This is a genomic window from Gallaecimonas kandeliae (assembly GCF_030450055.1).
GTDB lineage: Bacteria > Pseudomonadota > Gammaproteobacteria > Enterobacterales > Gallaecimonadaceae > Gallaecimonas > Gallaecimonas kandeliae.
In genome coordinates this window covers 2,360,143-2,380,045 of record NZ_CP118480.1, presented here as the reverse complement: position 1 = coordinate 2,380,045, position 19,903 = coordinate 2,360,143, and the positions used below count along the sequence as shown (strand labels likewise).

The following is a 19,903-nucleotide window of genomic DNA, read 5'->3' as shown; positions in this document are numbered from 1 at the left end:
CTGCGACTGGCGCTATCAGGTGCTCAGGGTCAGGGCAGTGGGGCCGAAGGGCACCGGCCTTGCCAGGTAGTAACCTTGGAGGCCGTCCAGGCGCAGCTCGGTCAGCACCATCCTTTCTTCGGAGTTCTCCACGTTCTCGGCCAGCACCTTGACCCCCAGGCGGTGGGCTATGTCCACCAGGATGCGCAGGTAATACTGGCCGTCGCTGTCCTGGTCTATGGCGCGGGACAGGGCCGCATCCACCTTGACGAAGTCGGGCTTGAGGGCCCGGAAGAAGCGGATGGCGCCGAGGCCGGTGCCGAAGCGCTCTATGGTGATGCGACACGCCATCTTGTGGATGAGCTCGATAAAGCGCTGGCTGGCACCGACTTGGCGCACCAGGCCGGCTTCCGGCACCTCGAACACCAGGTGGCGGGCCAGCTCAGGGTGGGCCATCAGGCGCCGCTCCAGCCAGATCACGAAGTGGGGATCCTGGACCGTCAGGGCGTTGAGGTTGATGGCGTAGAGGCTGTGGCCCAGAGGCTTGCCGACCAGTTCCTTGATTGCCTTGTCCAGTACCAGCTTGTCCAGCTGCTGGATAAGGCCCAGGCGCTCGGCCATGGCCATGACGGTGGCGGTGGGCAGTACCCGGCCGTCCCTGTCGAAGCAGCGGGCCAGGATCTCGGTGTAGTGCACCTGGTTGCGGTTGATGCCTTGCACCGGCTGTGCCATCAGGGCCAGGCCGCGGTCGCTGAGCAGATAGAGCAGGTGCTCACGCCATTCGTGCTGGGTGCGCTGTTCCAACTCCTTGTGGAGACCGAGGCCGGTATCCAGGTGCCAGCCCGGCTGGCCCTGGGCCATGGCCAGGGAGAGGGCGTTGTCGGCCTGGGCCAGGGCGGGCCCGACGGCGCCGTCCCGCACCAGCACGGCACCCAGGTAGGCGGGCTGATGTTCGTGGGCGAGGGTACGCAGGGACATCAACTCGGCCATCAGCTGCTTGGCCAGTTCACTGAGCTGGCCCAGCTCGGCTGGGCTCAGCAGCAGCAGGAAGTCGCTGCCGGAGAGGCGGAAGGCCTTGATGGGCATCTTGGGGCTCTGCTGGCGCTTCAATATCTCGCCTATGCCCTTGAGGTAGTCGTCACCAGCCTGGTAGCCATCGTCGTCGTTGATGGCCTTGAGGGAGCTGGCCCTGACCAGCAACAGGCCGGTGGGGGTGTCGGCTTCCAGCAGTTTGCCCAGGTGATCGTAGAGGGCGCGCCTGTTGGGCAGGCCGGTCAGGGGATCGCTGATGGCCTGCAGGCTCAGGGCCTTGATCAGCCGCTGTTGCTCGTGGGCCTGTTGCAGCAACCGGGAGCGGGCCTCCCCTATGGCGGCCAGGGTACCGTTGAATTCCTCCTGGGGCAGGCTGTCGGGCAGTTCTTCGGCCTCCAGCAGGTGGTCCAGGTAGCGGCTCAGGGTCTGGCTCAGCTTGCCGAGCTGGCGGTTGACCCTGGTGCCCATGATCAGGTACTGCGCCAGCAGGGCCAGCAGCACCAGCAGCTCTGCCGACCACTGCCATTGCAACTGGGTGACGAAGGGGGATGTGTCCAATCGGAGGCTGAGCCGTTGCTCACCTTGGTGGATCTGTAGGGGAGAGGCGTCCAGCACCTTGGCCAGCAGGGGAGCCATCAAAGGGGATTGCCTGGGCGGCTGGGCCTCGCCTGGCTGGCCACTGCGCTGCCATTGCAGCCAGTCGCGGGGGGCCGGCATGTTTTCGGCTTGCAGCCAGGTCCGGGCATAGCTTTCGGCCTGCAAGCGTTGTTCGGTGATGCCAGCCCTGATGCCTTGCAGGCTGACCAGCATCAGCGAAAGGCAGAGAACCAGCGCGACCGCTATCCCTGTCCTGGTGAGTTTGGCACTCAATTTCATCGTGATGGTTTCCTCTCCCGTTACTTCAACATAAACCAGAAAGATAAAGCCGCCCAGCGCCAATTGACGCCTTTACCTGCCTCCCTGCCCGGGCCTGGTAAAGGGCGCTTATCATAATGAAAGCGCTCTTTTTGGGCAAAAAATGACCTCCGCTTTGTGAGCGGCCCCACTATATAGCGGGCCTGGATGCCTTAGGCGGGGGAAAGGAAACCGGAAGCTTGGCTGAGCCCAAAGGGCCAGGCGTTGCCAGACGGGGCTTAGCGCGAGGCCCTGGAAGGTCGAGTTGGAAGGAACCACCAAGGATGGCACCGACTCTGGACAAGATCTGGGATAGGTAAAAGAGAGGGACCCTTGCGGATCCCTTCTCTATGTTGTTGGTTCCCAGGCTGAACTTGGACGGGGCCGCCGAGGTCAGTGACATGGGCACGCTTAGGCGGGCCTGGAAAAAGAAAAGGGCCTGCAGTTGCAGACCCTTAGTGTTGGCTCCCCCGACTGGACTTGAACCAGTGACATACGGATTAACAGTCCGCCGTTCTACCGACTGAACTACGGGGGAATAAATTGTCTCGCTTGCGCGAACCGCCTGGGCGGTGATTTGGCTCCCCCGACTGGAGTTGACGGGGCCGCCTAGGTCGGTGACAGCAGCTTATTTGGCTGCTTCTCTTTCCTGGCGCTTAAGCCTTGTTTGGCTCCCCCGACTGGACTTGAACCAGTGACATACGGATTAACAGTCCGCCGTTCTACCGACTGAACTACGGGGGAATAACTTGTCTGCCTTACGGCCCGCCACCAGCTTTGGCTCATGGCGTTGGAATTTTTTTGGCTCCCCCGACTGGACTTGAACCAGTGACATACGGATTAACAGTCCGCCGTTCTACCGACTGAACTACGGGGGAGCAACGGTGGCGAATCTTATCCACGCCCCCTGGGGCTGTCAACACCCAATGCCGACCTAAGTGCCTGACTGCTTGCCTTTTGGGCAAGCTGCTCGGTCCTTGAACAGGGCGGCCCGGTTCTGGTGTAACCAGTCATAGAGATTGATTAATACGGGAATAGGTGAAAATTGGCGGAAATTCGCGGGAGGCCTTATGGGGCTTGGGCTGCTGGTGATGAGGCCGGAAACGGAACAAATCGTGGGTTTTGGTTATCGGGTGGGGGAGGTGCTGGCGGTGCCGTTAGAACTGATAAACGGCACCGGAACCGTGAAGCCTGCTGAAAACGGCTATAAATGCCGTTTACGACTTTAGCTGATGTCCTTTCCTATCCACGCCACCTGACCGACGATATGGAGTTGCTCAAGCTCTGCTGCCGGCACTGTCTGAGGGCGATATTCCTTGTTGTCGGAAATCAGCTCTATGGCACCGTCCCAGCGGATCTGGATGCGCTTTGCATAGAGTTCGTCTCCCAGCCTTACCACGAAGATCTTGCCATCAAGGGGCTTCGTGCTGTCCAGGTTCACCAGCAGGCTGTCGTTGTCATTGATGGTGGGCTCCATGGAGTCACCCTTGGCAAAGACCACGGCTAAATTTGCCCCGCCAAGCTTCTTAAAGCTCAGCCACTTGCGGCGGAAGGCCAGGTGGCGCTTCACCGGCTCATCGCCGTTTATGGCGCCGTGCCCAGCGCTCACCGAAACGTGGTAACCGGGTACCAACACATACTCTTCGTCGAATTCGCGCACCGCTACCGCAGCAGCAGTGCCAGCTGCATTCCCTTTAGTGCCAAGGATCAGCTCATCCAGGGAAATGCCGCCCTCTCTGGCGATAGCCACCAGCGTCTCAAGCTTGGGGCTGCCTCCCTTCAACATATTACGCACAGTGCCTTCGCTGACACCGATCCTGTCACCAAAATCCCGGTAACTGGCAGTTCCTATTACTTCCTGTAAACGCTTTGGGAAGGATCCGATTTGCTCAAGCGTCATCGGATCCAGAACTGGCCCGTCATTCCTCATTTCCGTTTCCTGATTTTCTCTTTTTGCATCAATGAGTTGGCAGATTTCTGCATTTCAGTGCGTAAAAACATGAACCGGAACCGTAGAAAGTTGTTGAAACGGAACTTTCTACGCTATAGGCTTTAAAAAGTTACGCAGTGCGTAACAAGTTGAATCGCGAATATACGTTCGCCTCGCGAACGTTCTAACAATGTTATCACGGTAGCAATTCATGAAGATACAAAGCGCAAGGCACATACACGCAGCACTGATGGCCAAGGGCTACAGCTGCTGCTCCTGGGCGCTGGAGCATGGCTACAACCCTCGAACCGTCCAGAAGTGCATCCAGTGGTTTGCGCCAGACCAAAACCGCTATCCCAAGCGGAAGATGGCCCAGCAAATCATGGCCGATCTCTCGCGCACCTTGGGCGTCCGTGTTTCCAGGAGGCCCAAATGAGCAAGGATTGGCTCACAGCGCAGGAAATTGCAAAGGCTGCCGGTGTTACCGAGCGCGCTGTCCGCAAGCGGGCAGATGTTGAGGACTGGGAACGCCGCAAAAAGGAAAAGGGAAAGGGCTTCGAGTTCCTATTGGCCTGCCTTCCGGGCGAATGGCGCCAGAAGCTCGCAAGGGAAGAAGTGGCAAAGGCTACTTCTGCCGGTGCCGTTGCCGGCCGGATGATGGCCCAGGTAGCCGGCACCAGTGCTGACAAAGGCAAGAGCCTTCAAAAGCTGGCCTTGCTGGATGAAGTACCACGCCGCCGTGCCGAAGCTCGCATGTTGATAGTGCAGGCTGCTTCGACCTTCTGCGCTCCCTATGAGGAATTGCGGCAACTGGTCAGTGGCCAGAAGGCGTTTTGCGAGGCTTACAACAAGCACGAACTGGAGCTGCCTTCCTGGATCTATAAAACGGTAGGTTCCGTTTCCTTCATGAGCGTCCGCCGCTGGCAGACCACGCTGGAGAAGGAAGGCCCGGCAGCTCTGGCTGGCCGCTACAAGGCGGACAAGCAGCACAAGGTTGAAGCCGTCCCTGAAATGGCGGACTTCCTCAAGGCACTGGTCACCAGCAAGCCCCACTTGGCCAACAAGTGGCGCCAGTTGCACAGCCTGTTGGAGGTCTACGTCAACAAGCAGGGCTTGCCCTGGGAGATCCCCAGCCCATCCAGTATCCGCCGTTGGTTGGTGACCTGGATCGATGCCAACAAGGTGGCCTTCACCTTTACCACCAACCCCAAAGGCTTCAATAACAAGTACCGCACAGCCGTCGAGAGGATGTACCCCTGGATGGCGGCTCCCAATGACGTTTGGGAGTTCGACTCCACCCCGGTGGACGCCATGCTCAAGGAAGGGCGCCACAGCATCATTGCCGTGATCGACTGCTATACCCGTCGCGTCAAGCTGCTGGTGTCACCCACCTCCAACTCGGAGGGGATCTGCCTGCTGCTGCGCAAGACGCTGCTCAGCTGGGGAACCGTCAACGAAGGCGGCCTGATCCGCACCGACAACGGCTCTGACTACGTCTCAACCCGCACCACCAGCATCTGTTCGTTGTTGGGGTTGGAAGTGAGCCGGGCCGCACCTTACAGCGGTTGGGAAAAGCCCTTCATCGAGCGCTTTTTCAGGACGCTAAGCCACGACCTTATCGAACTGCTGCCGGGCTTCATCGGCCACAACGTGGCTGACCGCGAAGTCATCGAAGCTTGCAAGGAGTTCGCCAAGCGACTGGCTGAAAAGCGCAAGCCGGAAGCCGAGCGTGAAGGTTTTGAGCTGCGCCTCACCAGGGACGAGCTGCAACAGTTCCTCGACAACTGGGTGGAGGCGTTCTACCACCGCCGCGCCCATGACGGCCTTAACGGCAGGACCCCCTTCGAGGTGTACCAGGGCTGCCATTACCAACCGCGCATGGTCAACGACGCCGAAGCACTGGACATCCTGCTCAACCACGCCGGCACCGCCGTGGTGCTCAAGGGCTTCGTCAAGGTTGGCGGCCTGCGTTACACCGCGCCTGAGCTGTTGGAGCACGAATGGAAGGCCAAGAAGGTCACCGTCTTCCTGGATCCCTCAGACGTGGGCCGGGCCTTCATCTACCGCGAAGGAGACTGGACCCACCGCGTCGAGGCGGTAGACGCCGACATGCTGGGCCGGGAGATCAGCCCCGACGCTTACCGCACCAAGAAGCGCGAAGAGGCCAAATCCCTGCGTGGCTTCCGCCGCCAGATGCAGGACCTGGCCAAGACCTTTGGCGTGGACGAACTGCACAAGGACTTGGTGGACCAGTTCACCGAGCAGGCCAAGCAATTGGTGGCCATGCCCAAACCCACCCAAGACCACGGCAACGAGGCCATCCAGGCGCTGTCCGGCGCGGCTGACCGCATCAAGAACCCCCTCAGCAACCAGTTTTCCGATGCCGAGCTGGAGCACTTGGCCGCCAAGCGCGAAGCCTTCCAGAAGCGGCAGGAGGAATTGCATCAGCAGCAAGGCCTGCTTCTGCGCAATGAACACGACAAGGCAAGGCACCTGGCCCGAGAAAGTCTGCACAGGACGCTTACGCCGAAAGAAGAGGCATTCCTGGACCAGTACAAGAAGGGCAACCAGTTCGGTGCCAAGGAAGTGGAAAAGATTATGGCGGGCCGGCACCAGGGCAATGGATAAGCCGGCCGCCATAGGGCTCAGCGCCCACCAGTAAAGGCACCAAGGTGCCCTCACAAGCTCAAGGAGAAAAACATGAAAGAAGCCATAGCGCCAGTGAAAAATGTCATCGCCACCCAGGATGTCTTCGACTCCCTGGCTGGCCGTTCCTACGGTGTCCCCGGTATCGGCCTGATCCATGGCTCCACCGGCCTCGGCAAAACCACCGCCGTTACCCACCTCTTTAACCAGGTGAACGGCATCTATGTGGTGGCCCGAGCCACCGACAGCGCCACCAGCCTCCTGAGCCGCATCATGGACGAACTGGGTGCCGATCCCATGCCCAGGGTGTCCAGGATGGTGGATCACATCATCGAGCAGATGAGCATGCACGAGCGCTCCCTGTTCATCGACGAGGCAGACCACCTCATGCGCGACGTGCGCATGCTGGAGACGGTGCGCGACATCTACGACGCCACCGAAGTGCCGGTAGTGCTTATCGGCATGGACCAGATCGCCCGCCGTATCAGCAGCCGCAAGCAGTTCTACAACCGCATCTCCGAGTGGGCCGAGTTCCGCCCGGCAGACCTCGAAGACGTGATGATCATGGCCGAGACGCTGCTGGAAGACGGCATCCAGGTTGACCCGGACCTGCTCGACCAACTCCGCAAGAGCGCAGGCGGTGAAATGCGGCGCTTGGCCATCGGCTTGGGCCGCATCGAGAAGCTCGCCAAGACCAATGAACTGGACTTTGTCACCTGCGCCCACTGGGGAGACCAGCCCTTCTTCGGCAGCAGCTACCGACCAGGCATGTGAGGTCCAAATGTCGAAGAGGCAAGACGCCTGGCGCTTCGTCTGCTGCTGCTTCAAAGCGGGAGACAGTTTCTCGGTAGAGCAAATCGCAGCCGCCACCGAGATGCACACCGAAAACGCCAAGGCATTCATTCGCAAGCTGGTTCAGCACGGCCGGGTGGAGCGGACTTGGCAGGGGCGTTGCTCCCTGACCCATCGCTACCGCCTGCTGGACGACAAGCCATTGCCTCATCAGCAGACCAGGAAACAGCTCCGGCCCAACGCCAGGCAACGCGCCTGGAACAGCTGCCGGATGCTGCGCACCTTCAGGCCGGAGGAAATCACCGCCACCTCAGGGGTGGCCAGTTCCACGGTACGTCGGTATCTGCGGGCTCTGGAGCGAGCCCGGATCCTGCGTCGCATTCACGACACGGAAGTTGGAGAGCTGTTGCGGCTGAACCTGGACCTGGGGGCCAAGCCTCCAGAGCCGAGGCTGGACGGGGTCTATGCCCCCAGCCGTGACCGCTTCTACCCCTACAAGGAGGAAGCATGAGCAAGCATTGGCTCGTTGTACTGCAAGAACAAACTGAAAAGGCCAGCCAGCGTCAGGTGGCCGCGGCCCTGGGGGTCAGCGCCTCCATGGTCAACCAGGTGCTCAAGGGCACCTACAAAGGCGACCTCGACACCCTGCGGGTCAAGGTGGAAGGGCACTTCATGCACAGCTGCGTGAAGTGCCCAGTCATGGGGGAGATCCCTATCCATGAGTGCAAGAGCAACCAGGAACGGCCTTTCAAGAGCAGCAATCCCCTGCGGGTAAAGCTCTTTCGGGCTTGCCGGGCCGGTTGCCCACACTCGCAGCTGGAGAACACCGCCAAGACCCAGCGCATTACCCCTGTGCAGGGCCAGGACGACGAGCGCTATCCCCTGGACACCCAGCTCGACTACTGCCGCCGCATGGCCCAGAGCCCAGCCGAGCATGCCGAACTGCTGGAGCGGGAATTGTCCCGCCTGGCCAACCGTTACAACGCCCTGGTTTGGGCCAAACGCCATCAGAGGAACAAGGGATGAGACCCAGCACCGCCAACATCAAGGCGCGTTTAAGCGCTGCCCAAAGGGCCGTCAACGGCCTGGCTGCCAACGGCTTCGACGTCCTGGACGTGCAGCTCGGCAACAGCCAGCCGGTCATCGAGATCAGCAGGCCCACCAGGGACCTGTTCAAGGGCCAGGTCGCCGCCGTCAGCAGCCGCTCAGGCGGCCAGCTTCACCACCGTATGGTGAGCCGCTATCTCGGCTGCCTGGTGCAGTGGGAGGAAGAGCGCCAATGAACGCCGCAGCCCAAAAACACGACAGCAGCTTTGAACCCGTTTTGAACAAGGAGAAACCCATGACCAACAACCCCCACGGCTACCGCAAGAACGCCCTCGGCCATCTGGTGCCGGAAGACCAAGTCAAGGGCATCGACCTGCTGCGCGACGACCTGGTGATGCGCCTGGTTCAGCAGGCCCAGGTCGAGCAGCAGCGCCTGGCTGCCTTCAAGGCCGGCGCCATGAGCGAAATCAGAAGCTTCGTTGAGCTGAGCGCCGAGCAGTACGACGTCAAATGGGGGGGCCGCAAAGGCAATGTCAGCCTCACCAGCTACGACGGCGAGTACCAGGTGCAGCTTGCCCAGGGCGAGCACAAGAAATTCGATGAACGGATCCAGGCAGCCAAGAGCCTCATCGACCAGTGCATCGGCGAGTGGTCGGAAGGTGCCAGCTCCGAACTGCGGGCCCTGGTGGACCACGCCTTTAGGGTCAACAAGGAAGGCCACATTGACGTCGGCCAGGTGCTGAGCCTGCGCCAGCTCGCCATCGAACACCCCAAATGGAAGGAAGCCATGGACGCCATCGCCGACTCCATCACTGTGGTGGGCACCAGCAGTTACCTGCGCCTCTACAAGCGTGACGAACAGGGCCGCTACAAGCAGCTCTCCCTCGACATCGCCAAGTTGTGAGGTGACCCGTGACCCAACCCGCGATCCAACTGAACCCCGCCATGAGCGTTGCCGACCTAGTCCGGGCCTGCATGAAGGCCATGGGCGAGCAATGCCGCGACGACGTCTCCCTGGACCTGCAAATGGGCGCCATGACCATGCGCCTGGAGGTGAAGCTGACCGAGCTGAACGGAGGCCCGCTCCGCTAAGCGAAACGTCCAGGGACGGACGTCTGCCGGGCGTGGTGGCCCGGCACTGATGAGCAGCCATACCGAGGAACCGATGGAATACGTTGCAGCAGCCATGAGCCTGGAGTGCCAGGTGGTGACACAGAAGGGCAAGCCGGTGCGGATAGCCCTTGGCGACCATGCCAGCCTGCCGGCGGCCCTGGCGGCCGGAGCCGAGCAGCTCCAGGCAGAGCCCTTTGCCGACGTGCTGCTGTGCAAAGGCAATAAGCGCTGGCTGGTGATGCCGGCACAGGAGGGGAAAGCGTGAAAGCAAATACGACAGAGCAGGTGGCCCGCTTGCTAATGAAGACAGGGCATTACTACGGCGCCGCCGATCTGCGGGTTGCCTTTGGCTTCAGTGCCAAGGAGGCCAGTACAGTGGTGAACAACCTTCGCAGCAGCCGGCGGTATCAAACAGCGATACGGTGTCAAAGGCGCCGCGCAGCCGGCCATGTTGGGTAAGGAGTAAAGCATGGCCTCTAAGCAGCAAATCACCCTGATCCATGTGGCCCGCAGCCAGTTGGGCCTGGAAGAGGAGGTCTACCGGCAGATCCTGGTGGACATCACCGGCAAGGATTCCAGCAAGGCCTTGACCCTCAAGGAGGCAGACCAGGTGCTGGCGCACTTCGAGCAAAAAGGCTTTAAACGCCTGCCCAAACAGGGTTCAAACGGCAAGCGTCAGAGCCCCAAAGCAGGGCAGGGCAAGCACCCGGCCGTGGATAAGCTCCGCGCCATCTGGATCACCATGGCCCGCCAGGGCATCGTGCGCGACGGCTCCGAGACCGCCCTGGATAAATGGGCGGCCAAGGTCACCGGCATCCAGCACGTCGGCTGGCTCAAGGGGGCCAAGGCCGAGAAGGCCCTGGAGGCCCTCAAGCAGTGGCACGGGCGGGAACTGGAGCGGCCGCTGGCCAGGCGCTGGCCCATGCTGCCCGAATCCAGCCAGTACGCCACCCTGGCGGACTACCGCCGCCTGAATGACGGGCGCTGGTACGAGACGCTGTGCGACCTTGCCGCCAAGTACAGCGCCACGGGGGCAGCCCTGCAATGAAGTTGTCCCGCTGTCCCGTTTGTAAGACCAACCTGCACCTGGACGCCATGGTGAGCGACGAGGCCACCCGCGACTTGCTGAGCTTCGCCGTGCGCCTGCCAAAGCGGCTGGGCCAGGCCCTGGTGCAGTACATCGCCCTGTTCAGGCCCGAGAAATCCGACCTCACCAACGCCCGCGCCCTACGGCTGATGCAGGAGGCCCTGGCGCTGAGCGCCAACGAACGGCGCCTGGCCGAGGCTTTGGAGGCGACGGTGGCCAGCCTGGCCAAGCGCCGCTTAGAGCGCGGCTGGCAGCCCCTGACCGGGCATCAATACCTGAATAAGGTGCTGGAGACGCTCCCCCTGGAAAGCGTCTCCGCACCCCAAACCAAGAGCCAATCGCTGGAGGTGCGGGCCCATAACGAGCTGCCCAAGGAGGTAAATGACCGCCTTTGGCAGGAGCAAATGGACCGCTTTGGAGGTAACCGTGAGTGAAGAGCAACTGGACATGCTGGGCACCGACTTGGATCAGATCATCGAGAACTTGGACAAGCTCACCGATGACGATCTCAAGTCCGCCTGGCCCGTGACCCTCGCCAACTTGGTGGAGGTGTTCAAGGCCGCTTTTGCCCGCAAGGGCCTGAGTGAGAAACAGGCCCTGGAGCTGGCCCAGCATGCGGTGGTTGCCCAGGCCCACTACATGGGTGGCCGCGAATTCTATCTGCCGCGCGGAGACAGCCTGCAAAGGGCCCTGCGCAACATGCAGGTGTGGCAGGAGTTCAACGGCCGCAACATCGACGCGCTGATGGCCAAGTACGGCTTTACCCGCCAGGGCATTGCCAAGATCCTGCGTGAGCAGCGCAGCCTGGCCCGAAAGAAGGTGCAGCTGCCGCTGCTGTGACCCTGGACCTGAGCACTACATACCCGCCTGATGGCGGGTTTTTTGTTTTCAGGGTGGGGACGTGGTGTGACAAGGTTCACATTTTAAATAATGCTCGCATTTTTTTTTCGATCTACAGCGAAATTCTATTACTTTCTGCGCATTTGAAATCGGTGTTATGGTAACGCAAGTCATTGAATTTATTGGTTAAATATAAATCATTAAATCCTTAATAATGTGTTTTGTGTGTCTTTTTCGTATATTTGCATTCAAATAGGGCATTTTGTCCTGTATTGAACATCTGTCCTCGGGCTGTTATCTATTTTTTAGGGCATGTTTAGAGGCAGTAAACACTATGAGTGGCCAGGCAATTTCTTCTGAGTTGGTAGACCAAACCGCCGTTCTAAATGAACTGTCGGTAGTAGAGGCCATGTTGCGAATTTTTGGGGCTTTGCTGAACCAGGCGAGTGACCTTCATGGCTCACAAGTGGCGGATCTGGGTTTGGTGATCAGTGAGTTGGCGGAGCGGCTCGAAGCGCTCCATGGCCTATTGCGTAAACTTTGCCGAACTTGAGCCCGCCTCCCGTCCATGCGTAAATAAAAGGCCCTGGTATCAGCCAGGGCCTTTCCCATTCCAGGACGGTGAACAAGGATGAACAAGGTATCGGTTACGGCGGTAGTATTGTTGTTAGCTGGCTGCAAGTCTGACGTCGCTGGCAGTTGGCAGGAGGATGCCTGTAAGAGCGCCATCGAGCGAACAGCGCAGTACGCCTTCGAAGTCACCGAGATCAGCTCCTTCCACAACGGCCACGGCACCGATGTCTTCGGTAAGGTCAAGCTGCAAAATGGATTCGGCGCTTGGCTGGCGCCCAGGAGTTTCAGTTGCCGGGTTAGGGACGACGCCAAGGGCAACTACCAGGAACATGAGGTCGTGGCTCACTTCTATTGAGCGTCGCCATGTCCCTCTAGCATTCCTCGCCCGCCCTGAATTTTAAGGAACGCGTTTCATCCCAGCCTAAACACCGCCTTTAACACACTGGAGCCTCGATCCCCGAGCCCAGTGTGTTTATGCCCATCCCAACCCTGACGCTGCACCGCCGCTATTTCTTCCACGGCACCTTCGGCGAACTCAAAGACGAAGCCGGCGAGCTGCTGGCGGCCACCATCGAATGCCCCTGGCAGAACAACAGGCCTGGCCTCAGCTGCATCCCTGAGGGCACCTACCTCATCAAGCGCCACCAGAGCCCCAGCAAGGGGCTCTGCCTTGCCATCGAAAGCCCCGACCTTGGCGTGACCCTCGACGGCCCCAGCCTGCGCACCCATTGCCTCATCCACGTTGCCAACCGCGTCTCTGAACTCAAGGGTTGTATCGCCCCTGGTGACCGTTTCGGCGTGCTGGACGAGGACTGGGCCGTGCTGGGCAGCCGCCATGCCATGAACCACCTGCTGGCCGTCGTCGGCGACCAGGGCGCCGTGCTGCGCATCAGGGGCCAGTGATGGGCCGCAACTGGCAATGGAGTTTCGACAAGGGCAGGGCAGACCGCCTGGCCGCAGAGCTGCGCCACTACCACACCGGCGAGCCCGTAGGTCGCCCCGGCCTGCACAGCCATGACGGCACCATGCAGGCCAAGTACCAAGGCGGCTGGGCCAGCCCCACGCCCGTGGACATCTACCAGCACATCCACCAGGGCGAACCCGCCCGCCACCACCGAGGACAACCCCATGCAAGCCTTGCTCGCACTGCTTCTCCAAGCCGGTAAGAACATCGTCGCTGCCCTTATCACCCGCCGCATGGTGCTCTGGGCCCTGGAGCGTTACGCCAAGAGCACCGAGAACCACCTGGACGACTACGCCGTGCAGCTCATCGAAGCCGGCCTGGCGGGTGATGAGGCCGCTATCCAGGCCGCCGTTCAGGGCCTGGCCGACACCTGGCTGAAGGACAAGACCCATGCCTGATCTGTTCGACGCCGCCCAGAACCTGGAAGAAAACCAGCGCCAGCAGGCGCTTTCCAACCACAAGAACCGGCCGCACGAGCGGCAGGACATCGACGCTGAGGGCCGCGTCTGGTGCCTGGACTGTCCCGTCCAGGTGCCGCCCGAGCGCCTGGCCAAAGTGCCCGATGCCTGCCGCTGCATCGACTGCCAGCAAATCACCGAACTGAAGGACCGCCAACTGCATGGACTGGCTCGATAAAGACCTGCTGCCCCTCTACATCGCCCTGGCATCCCTGGTGCTGTCGGTGGTGGTGGCGCTGTTGCAACTGACCTTTGCCAAGCGCACAGAGATGGCGGCCCTGGCCGCCACCGTCACCACCCAGGGGGCACTGATGGCCGAACTGGAGCGCCGTATCGACGACCTGCCAGGGGAAAAAGACCTGCACGAGCTGAGCCTGAAGATCTCCGACCTCAAGGTGGAGCTGGCCGCCGTGTCCCCGGCGCTCAAACGCCTGGAGCGCCTGGGGGACTTGCTGTTGGAGAACGAACTGTTGGAGGGCAAACGCAAATGAGCATGGCCGAACTACGCAGGCAACACCGCCGCCTCACCATACTGCGGCTGCTGCACGAGGAGCCGGGCGGCACCATGAACGACTCCATGCTCCAGGATGGCCTGGGCATGTTCGCCCTTGAGGTCAGCCGGGACGCCCTCCATGTGGAGCTGGCCTGGCTGGAAGAGCAGGGGCTGGTGAAGATGGAGCCGGTACTCAGCTCCAAGGTAGTCACCATCACCGGTCGCGGCGAAGACGTGGCCCTGGGCCGTGCCCGCGTGCCCGGCATCCAGCGCCCCAGGGCCGGGGAGTAAGCATGGCCGACAAGCCCACCCGAGGCCGCCGCTCCAAAATCGACCTGCTGCCTGAGCATATCCGCCGCGAGCTGGACGCCATGCTGCGCGACGGCCGCCTGAACCAAGGCGACATCCTGGACGCCGTCAACGAGCTGATCGAGGGCGCTGAACTGCCCGAAGACATGCAGCTGTCCCGTTCCGGGCTCAACCGTTACGCCACCCGTCTGGAGTCCATCGGCAAGGACCTGCGCGAATTGCGGGAGGTCAGCAACGCCCTGGTGGCCCAGCTCGGCGATAAGCCGTCCGGGGACCTCTCCAAACTCATCCTGGAGATAGGCCGCACCCAGCTGTTCAAAGCCATGATGCGCCAGGCCGAGGACCCGGAGGCCGAAGTGGATATCGGCATGATCAAGGATGCCATGCTCGCCGCCCAAAGACTGGAGAGCGCGGCCATGAGCAGCCACAAGCGCGAGAAAGAGATCCGCCGCGCCTACGCCGAGGAAGCGGCCAACGCCGTGAGTGAAGAGCTACGCGGCGAAGACGGCATGAGCGAGCAGCTCGAAGACCGCATCCGCCAGATCCTGTTGGGGAAAGCCTGATGAGCCAAGCCTTCCACCAGGTAATGGCCGCCGTCTGGGGGACGCTCTTTGCCTTGCTGTTCCTCTCGGCCCTGGCCACACAGGCCTGGGACATGGCCCTGTTCTTCGGCGGGGCGCTCTACCTGGTTGCCAAGTCCTGGCCCTGGATAGGAGGCCGCCATGGCCACCAATAAGCTGCACCTCACCGCCATCAGCGAACCGCGCAAGATAAACCTCGCCGAGGAGTTGGAGCTGGCCGGGGTGGACGTGCCCCAGGAGATGGTCGACGCCCAGCCCGGCGGTGAGCCAGTCTTCCTGCCGTACCAGCAGCGCTGGTTCGAGGACGAATCCCAGGTGATGATCGCCGAGAAGAGCCGCCGCACCGGCCTGACCTGGGCCGAGGCCGGCCGCAACGTCATCAACGCCGCCAAGCCCCGCCGCCGGGGCGGCTGCAACACCTTCTACGTGGGCAGCAAGAAGGAAATGGCACTTGAGTACATCGCCGCTGCCGCGCTCTTCGCCAAGGCCTTCAACCAGTTGGCCGAGGCCGACGTCTATGAGCAGACCTTCTGGGACAGCGCCAAGAAGGAAGAGATCCTCACCTACATGATCCGCTTCCCCAAGACGGGGCGGAAGATCCAGGCCCTCAGCTCCCGGCCGTCCAACCTGCGCGGCCTGCAAGGGGACGTGGTCATCGACGAAGCTGGCTTCCACGAGAACCTCGAAGAGCTGCTCAAGGCCGCCCTGGCGCTCACCATGTGGGGCAACAAGGTGCGTCTGATCAGCACCCACAACGGCGTTGATAACCCGTTTAACACCTACATCCAGGACGCCCGCGAAGGCCGCAAGGACTACAGCGTCCACCGCATCACCCTGGACGACGCCATAGCGGACGGCCTCTACAAGCGGATCTGTTATGTCACCGGCCAAGACTGGAGCCTGGCAGGCGAGGCGAAGTGGCGCGAGAACCTCTACAAGAACGCACCCAACCAGGAATGCGCCGACGAGGAATACGGCTGCGTGCCCCGCAAGTCCGGGGGCAGCTACCTGTCCCGCATCCTCATCGAAGCGGCCATGGTGGCCGACCATTCCATCCCCATCCTGCGCTTCGAAGCCCCGGAAGACTTCATGGCCTGGACGCCGGACATGCGCGAAGCCGAGGTGCGGGACTGGTGTGAAGCCAACCTCAAGCCGCTGCTGGCCCAGCTCGACCCCGAGGACCGCCACAGCTTCGGCGAGGACTTTGCCCGCCGGGGTGACCTCACCGTCTTCGTGCCCCTGGCCATCAAGCCGGACCTGCGCAAGCGGGTGCCCTTCGCCGTCGAGTTGCGCAACGTCCCCTACAAGCAGCAAGAACAGATCATGTTCTACATCACCAGCCGCCTGCCGCGCCTGGTTGGCCTGGCCTTTGACGCCACCGGCAACGGCGGGTATCTCGCCGAGCAAGCCGCACTCAAGTACGGCGTCGAGATGGTGGACCAGGTCAATCTCAGCCAGGGCTGGTATCACGAGTGGATGCCCAAGCTCAAAGGCGAGTTCGAGGCCTTCAACCTGGAGCTGCCCCGCCACCAGACGGTGCTGGACGACCTCCAGCACATCAAGCTTGTGAACGGCATTCCCAGCATCGACAAAGGCCGCAAGGACGACCTGCAATCCGGCAAGGGCAAGCGCCATGGCGACTTCGCAGTCGCTCTGTGCATGGCCGTGCGGGCCTCCTTCATGGAAGGGGGCACCATCGAATACACCCCATTGCCCAGCCACAACAGCCGCTGGGACGCCACCAAAGACGACGATTTGACAGTACCGATGAAAGGGGGCTGGTAAGTGAGTATCGACAAAATCAAGGCCCGTCTGGGCCGCAATACCCAGGCCCTGACCAATCAGCAGACTGACAAGGCCGAGGTGGGCCTGGTGCGCAAAGAGTGGGCCGAACACCCCACTTCCGGCCTCACCCCGGCCCGCCTGGCCGAGATCATGTTAAACGCCGAACATGGCGACCTGCTCGGTCAGTTGGACCTTGCCGACGACATCGAGGAAAAGGACGGCCACGTCATGGCCGAACTGGCCAAACGCAAGAATGCCCTCCTCAGTAAGACGTGGCAGATAGTGCCGCCGCCGAACGCCAGCCGCGCCGAACAGCGCGATGCCGACATGGTCAACGAGATCCTCAGGTCGGTGCCGGACTTCGAAGACCTCATCCTGGATATGGGCGACGGCATACTGCGCAGTATCAACAACAGCCAGGTCCACTGGGCCAGGGACAGCAAAGAATGGTATCCGCAGCAGTTTGAAACCCTGCCGGCCAGGCGCTTCACCGTGAGCGAGACCAACCCCAGCCAGGTGCTGCTGCGCCTGGACGGGGGCAGGGCCGAGCCGCTTTGGCAATTTGGCTGGGTGCAGCACCGCCACAAGGCCAAGTCGGGCTATATCCCCCGCTCTGGCCTTATCCGCACCCTGGCCTGGCCCTTCCTGTTTAAGAACTACAGCGTGCGGGACCTGGCCGAGTTCCTGGAGATCTATGGCCTGCCGCTGCGCCTCGGCAAGTACCCGGCCGGTGCCAGTCAGGCCGAGAAGTCCACCCTTCTGCAGGCGATCATGAGCATCGGCCACAATGCCGGCGGCATCATCCCCAAGGGCATGGACATCGAGTTCCGCGAAGCGGCCAAAGGCGCCTCCGACCCCTACATGGCCATGGTGGAGTGGGCCGAGCGTACCCAGTCCAAGGTGATCCTGGGCGGCACCCTCACCAGCCAGGCGGACGGCAAGTCCAGCACCCATGCCTTGGGCAACGTCCACAACGAGGTGCGCGAAGAGCTGCGGGACTCCGACCTGCGCCAGATCGGCTCAACCCTGACCCGCGACCTGGTATGGCCGCTGCTGCTCCTGAACGGCAGCACCTACACCGACCAGCGCCGCCGGGCCCGGCTCCAGTTCGACACCCAGGAGCCGGAAGATCTGGTCAGCTTCAGCCAGGCTATACCGCCCCTGGTCCAGGCCGGCGCCCGCATCCCTGCCGCCTGGGTCAATGACAAGCTGAAGATCCCCCAGCCCAAGGACGGCGAAGCGGTGCTGGGAGCCCCAACGGGCGCACCGGCACCGGCGACGCCGCAAAGCCCTGCGGCCCTGCGCTTTGCCGCCCTCAAGGCGGCCCCGCCACAAGGTGACGGCCTCGGCAGTTTCACCGACCAGTTGGCCAACGAGGCCGGCACCGAGCTGGACCAGCAACTGACCGCCATTGCCGACCTGGTGGATAAGGCCCAGAGCTGGGAGGAAGTGGAGCAGGCCCTGATCCAGGCCTACCAGGGCCAGGGCGCCGCCGCCCTGGCCGGGGTGATGCAGCAGGCCATGGCGGCGGCCAGCCTGGCCGGCCGCTATGACGTGGAGCTGGGCAACTGATGGGGTCCGCGCAGTACGGCGGCGTGCAGTTCGCCCAGGCCATCGACTTTTTCCGGGGCAAGCTCAGCATGCCCACGGCCGCCTGGGACGACCTCTGGGGCGCCATGCACAGCCGCGCCTTCGTGGTGGCCGGCGCCATGCAGGCCGACCTGCTGGCGGACCTGCGCCAGGCCGTGGACGGCGCCATAGCCGATGGCGTGGCCCTCGGCGCGTTCAAGCAGCAGTTCAAGGCCATCGCCGCCAAGCACGGCTGGGAGCACAAAGGCGGTGCCGACTGGCGCGCCCGCGTGATCTACGACACCAATATGCGCCAGGCCTACAACGCCGGGCGCTGGGAGCAGCTCCAGGGCTTCCCCTACTGGCAATACCGCCATGGCCACTCCGGCACCCCCCGCCCTGACCACCTGTCTTGGGACAAGCTGGTGCTGCCTAAGGACGACCCCTGGTGGCGCACCCACTTCCCCCAGAACGGTTGGGGCTGCACCTGCACAGTGCGCGGCTACACAGAAGGCCAGTTCCAGCGGCTGGGGCTGGAGATAGGCCAAGCGCCGGAGCAGGGCACTTATCAGTGGACTAACAAGAAGACCGGCGAGGTCCTGGAGGTGCCCAAGGGCATAGACCCCGGCTTTGACTACTCGGTGGGGGAGGCGAGCCTGGGACGGCGCCTCACCGACCAGGACATGGCCGACTGGCAGGCCGGCAAGGGGGAGGCCTGGGAGCGGCTGACGCCGGGTTCTTGGAAGACCTACGGCCGGCCCGAGCTGCTGCCCATCCATGAGGCCAAGGCGCCTCTGGCGGCCAGGGCCCAGACCCGCGACGAGCTGGTGGCCCTCGCCACCCAGGTGTTGGGCGGGAGCGAGGTGATCTGGCAGGGCGGCCCCATGCCGGTCTACCTCAACGCGGCCAGCCTCGCCGACCATATCGACATCGCCAGGGCGCCCATGCTGCCCCTGGTGCCTGAGGTGCTTACCAAGCCGGACGAAGTCTGGGCCGCCTTTGAGCGCCACAAGGGCACCGGCAAGGTTGAGCTGCGCTGGCGGTTCCTGCGCATGGTCTCGGCGGGCAAGTACAAGGGGCAGTTGCTGGTGGCCCAGGTGGCCAGGGGGATCTTGGAAGCCTGGACCTTTATCCCGGTTAAGCAGCTTGGCTACGTCAACCGGCAGCGGCAAGGAATGCTGGTGTTCCTGGAAGGCAAAGCGGTGGGATCTCGCCCCGGCATCGGCGGTGCGGACAGCAGTGCAGGGAATTGAGCCGAACCTCACCCTGCATCACTTGAGGAAACAACCATAGCATGGCCGGAACCCAAATCAACATCGCCCCCCAGGGCTTTGCCGAAACCCACAAGACCCTCCAGGATCTTATCGACCAGGGTGAGGACCTCCAGCAGCCCATGGCCGCCATCGGTGAGTACCTGCTGGGCAGCACCCAGGACCGCTTCGATGCAGGCGTCGCCCCGGACGGCACCCCCTGGGCGCCCTTGAGGCCCTCGACCCTGGCCCGCAAGACCAAGAACCTGGACAAGGTGCTCATCGAGAACGGCTACCTCTACAACCTGGTCTACCAGGCCACCAGTCACGATCTGTCCCTGGGCACCCCCATGGTCTACGGCGCCATGATGCAGTTCGGCGGCACCAGGGCCCAGTTCCCCCACCTCTGGGGCGATATCCCGGCCCGCCCTTTCCTCGGCGTCACCCCCGAAGACGAGGCCGAGATCCTCGCCATCGTCGCCGACTTCCTCAGCGGCGCTGTAAGCGCCTAACGCCCCCTTGGGCCGTGCCGAGCTAGCCGCCAGACCCTTTTAAACGTTT

27 protein-coding genes, 3 tRNA genes and 1 other RNA gene are annotated in these 19,903 nt (G+C 62.2%); 26 read left to right on the top strand and 5 right to left on the bottom strand.

Features of this window, described 5'->3' with window-relative positions; translation table 11 throughout:
- Positions 1–15: 15 nt before the first annotated feature.
- The 4 genes from PVT67_RS11845 to PVT67_RS11830 all read right to left on the bottom strand — a co-directional run bounded on the left by PVT67_RS11845 (position 16) and on the right by PVT67_RS11830 (position 2,783).
- Positions 16–1,821 (bottom strand): EAL domain-containing protein, encoded by a 1,806-nt coding sequence (locus tag PVT67_RS11845; protein WP_301493822.1) that lies wholly within the window; start codon positions 1,819–1,821, stop codon positions 16–18.
- A 546-nt stretch (positions 1,822–2,367) separates the two neighbouring features.
- Positions 2,368–2,443: transfer RNA gene (locus tag PVT67_RS11840), tRNA-Asn, on the bottom strand.
- Positions 2,444–2,573: 130 nt separating this feature from the next.
- Positions 2,574–2,649 (bottom strand) — tRNA-Asn (locus tag PVT67_RS11835).
- A gap of 58 nt (positions 2,650–2,707) precedes the next feature.
- Positions 2,708–2,783 (bottom strand) — tRNA-Asn (locus PVT67_RS11830).
- A gap of 192 nt (positions 2,784–2,975) precedes the next feature.
- On the opposite strand from PVT67_RS11830, the gene PVT67_RS11825 reads away from it, so the two are divergent.
- Positions 2,976–3,134: a hypothetical protein gene (locus PVT67_RS11825; RefSeq protein WP_301493821.1), complete on the top strand. Its 159-nt coding sequence runs from the start codon at positions 2,976–2,978 to the stop codon at positions 3,132–3,134.
- On the opposite strand, the gene PVT67_RS11820 is transcribed toward PVT67_RS11825, so the two are convergent.
- A complete protein-coding gene (locus PVT67_RS11820; protein ID WP_301493820.1) occupies positions 3,131–3,835 on the bottom strand; it encodes an XRE family transcriptional regulator in 705 nt (234 codons plus the stop codon). The two genes, PVT67_RS11825 and PVT67_RS11820, sit on opposite strands and share 4 nt — an antisense overlap.
- 615 nt (positions 3,836–4,450) lie before the next feature.
- Here PVT67_RS11820 and PVT67_RS11815 point away from each other — a divergent pair.
- The 25 genes from PVT67_RS11815 (at position 4,451) to PVT67_RS11695 (ending at position 19,854) form a co-directional block, all read left to right on the top strand.
- Positions 4,451–6,463, top strand: a complete 2,013-nt coding sequence (locus tag PVT67_RS11815) for a DDE-type integrase/transposase/recombinase (RefSeq protein ID WP_301493819.1) — start codon at positions 4,451–4,453, stop codon at positions 6,461–6,463.
- A 72-nt stretch (positions 6,464–6,535) separates the two neighbouring features.
- Positions 6,536–7,255, top strand: a complete 720-nt coding sequence (locus PVT67_RS11810) for an AAA family ATPase (protein WP_301493818.1) — start codon at positions 6,536–6,538, stop codon at positions 7,253–7,255.
- Between the two features lie 7 nt (positions 7,256–7,262).
- Entirely contained in the window at positions 7,263–7,784 is a 522-nt protein-coding gene (locus tag PVT67_RS11805; protein WP_301493817.1) for a helix-turn-helix domain-containing protein, read from the top strand.
- The gene (locus PVT67_RS11800) at positions 7,781–8,299 is read left to right on the top strand and encodes a helix-turn-helix domain-containing protein (RefSeq protein ID WP_301493816.1); all 519 of its coding nucleotides are present in this window, start codon (positions 7,781–7,783) and stop codon (positions 8,297–8,299) included. The genes PVT67_RS11805 and PVT67_RS11800 overlap by 4 nt, the downstream gene beginning before the upstream one ends.
- On the top strand, positions 8,296–8,556 hold the full coding sequence (locus PVT67_RS11795) for a hypothetical protein (RefSeq protein WP_301493815.1): 261 nt from the start codon (positions 8,296–8,298) through the stop codon (positions 8,554–8,556). Before PVT67_RS11800 ends, PVT67_RS11795 begins: the two co-directional genes overlap by 4 nt.
- Before the next feature lie 59 nt (positions 8,557–8,615).
- The gene (locus PVT67_RS11790; RefSeq protein ID WP_301493814.1) at positions 8,616–9,224 is read left to right on the top strand and encodes a DUF3164 family protein; all 609 of its coding nucleotides are present in this window, start codon (positions 8,616–8,618) and stop codon (positions 9,222–9,224) included.
- 8 nt (positions 9,225–9,232) lie between these two features.
- Positions 9,233–9,412, top strand: a complete 180-nt coding sequence (locus PVT67_RS11785) for a hypothetical protein (RefSeq protein WP_301493813.1) — start codon at positions 9,233–9,235, stop codon at positions 9,410–9,412.
- Positions 9,411–9,475, top strand: an RNA gene (locus PVT67_RS11780) — hammerhead ribozyme type II. The genes PVT67_RS11785 and PVT67_RS11780 overlap by 2 nt, the downstream gene beginning before the upstream one ends.
- Positions 9,476–9,485: 10 nt before the next feature.
- On the top strand, positions 9,486–9,698 hold the full coding sequence (locus PVT67_RS11775) for a hypothetical protein (RefSeq protein WP_301493812.1): 213 nt from the start codon (positions 9,486–9,488) through the stop codon (positions 9,696–9,698).
- Between the two features lie 204 nt (positions 9,699–9,902).
- Positions 9,903–10,481 carry a gp16 family protein gene (locus PVT67_RS11770; protein ID WP_301493811.1) on the top strand — a complete coding sequence of 193 codons (579 nt, stop codon included), beginning with the start codon at positions 9,903–9,905 and terminating at the stop codon, positions 10,479–10,481.
- Positions 10,478–10,954, top strand: a complete 477-nt coding sequence (locus PVT67_RS11765) for a hypothetical protein (RefSeq protein WP_301493810.1) — start codon at positions 10,478–10,480, stop codon at positions 10,952–10,954. The genes PVT67_RS11770 and PVT67_RS11765 overlap by 4 nt, the downstream gene beginning before the upstream one ends.
- Positions 10,947–11,360, top strand: coding sequence for a Mor transcription activator family protein (locus PVT67_RS11760; RefSeq protein ID WP_301493809.1), 414 nt, complete (start codon positions 10,947–10,949; stop codon positions 11,358–11,360). Before PVT67_RS11765 ends, PVT67_RS11760 begins: the two co-directional genes overlap by 8 nt.
- Positions 11,361–11,991: 631 nt before the next feature.
- Entirely contained in the window at positions 11,992–12,288 is a 297-nt protein-coding gene (locus PVT67_RS11755) for a hypothetical protein (protein WP_301493808.1), read from the top strand.
- 119 nt (positions 12,289–12,407) lie between these two features.
- The gene (locus PVT67_RS11750; protein WP_336407735.1) at positions 12,408–12,836 is read left to right on the top strand and encodes a DUF5675 family protein; all 429 of its coding nucleotides are present in this window, start codon (positions 12,408–12,410) and stop codon (positions 12,834–12,836) included.
- Positions 12,836–13,099 (top strand): hypothetical protein, encoded by a 264-nt coding sequence (locus PVT67_RS11745; RefSeq protein WP_301493807.1) that lies wholly within the window; start codon positions 12,836–12,838, stop codon positions 13,097–13,099. Before PVT67_RS11750 ends, PVT67_RS11745 begins: the two co-directional genes overlap by 1 nt.
- Positions 13,062–13,295 (top strand): hypothetical protein, encoded by a 234-nt coding sequence (locus PVT67_RS11740; RefSeq protein ID WP_301493806.1) that lies wholly within the window; start codon positions 13,062–13,064, stop codon positions 13,293–13,295. The genes PVT67_RS11745 and PVT67_RS11740 overlap by 38 nt, the downstream gene beginning before the upstream one ends.
- Positions 13,288–13,533: a TraR/DksA C4-type zinc finger protein gene (locus PVT67_RS11735; RefSeq protein ID WP_301493805.1), complete on the top strand. Its 246-nt coding sequence runs from the start codon at positions 13,288–13,290 to the stop codon at positions 13,531–13,533. The genes PVT67_RS11740 and PVT67_RS11735 overlap by 8 nt, the downstream gene beginning before the upstream one ends.
- Complete coding sequence (locus tag PVT67_RS11730; protein ID WP_301493804.1) at positions 13,517–13,846, top strand: DUF2730 family protein; 330 nt, start codon at positions 13,517–13,519, stop codon at positions 13,844–13,846. The genes PVT67_RS11735 and PVT67_RS11730 overlap by 17 nt, the downstream gene beginning before the upstream one ends.
- 2 nt (positions 13,847–13,848) lie before the next feature.
- Positions 13,849–14,139: a VpaChn25_0724 family phage protein gene (locus tag PVT67_RS11725; protein WP_301493803.1), complete on the top strand. Its 291-nt coding sequence runs from the start codon at positions 13,849–13,851 to the stop codon at positions 14,137–14,139.
- Between the two features lie 2 nt (positions 14,140–14,141).
- A complete protein-coding gene (locus tag PVT67_RS11720; protein WP_301493802.1) occupies positions 14,142–14,720 on the top strand; it encodes a DUF3486 family protein in 579 nt (192 codons plus the stop codon).
- Entirely contained in the window at positions 14,720–14,893 is a 174-nt protein-coding gene (locus tag PVT67_RS11715) for a hypothetical protein (protein WP_301493801.1), read from the top strand. Before PVT67_RS11720 ends, PVT67_RS11715 begins: the two co-directional genes overlap by 1 nt.
- The gene (locus PVT67_RS11710; protein ID WP_301493800.1) at positions 14,880–16,523 is read left to right on the top strand and encodes a hypothetical protein; all 1,644 of its coding nucleotides are present in this window, start codon (positions 14,880–14,882) and stop codon (positions 16,521–16,523) included. Before PVT67_RS11715 ends, PVT67_RS11710 begins: the two co-directional genes overlap by 14 nt.
- Complete coding sequence (locus PVT67_RS11705; protein ID WP_301493799.1) at positions 16,524–18,095, top strand: DUF935 domain-containing protein; 1,572 nt, start codon at positions 16,524–16,526, stop codon at positions 18,093–18,095.
- The gene (locus tag PVT67_RS11700; protein ID WP_301493798.1) at positions 18,095–19,345 is read left to right on the top strand and encodes a PBECR2 nuclease fold domain-containing protein; all 1,251 of its coding nucleotides are present in this window, start codon (positions 18,095–18,097) and stop codon (positions 19,343–19,345) included. Before PVT67_RS11705 ends, PVT67_RS11700 begins: the two co-directional genes overlap by 1 nt.
- A gap of 41 nt (positions 19,346–19,386) precedes the next feature.
- The gene (locus PVT67_RS11695; protein WP_301493797.1) at positions 19,387–19,854 is read left to right on the top strand and encodes a phage virion morphogenesis protein; all 468 of its coding nucleotides are present in this window, start codon (positions 19,387–19,389) and stop codon (positions 19,852–19,854) included.
- Positions 19,855–19,903: the final 49 nt, after the last annotated feature.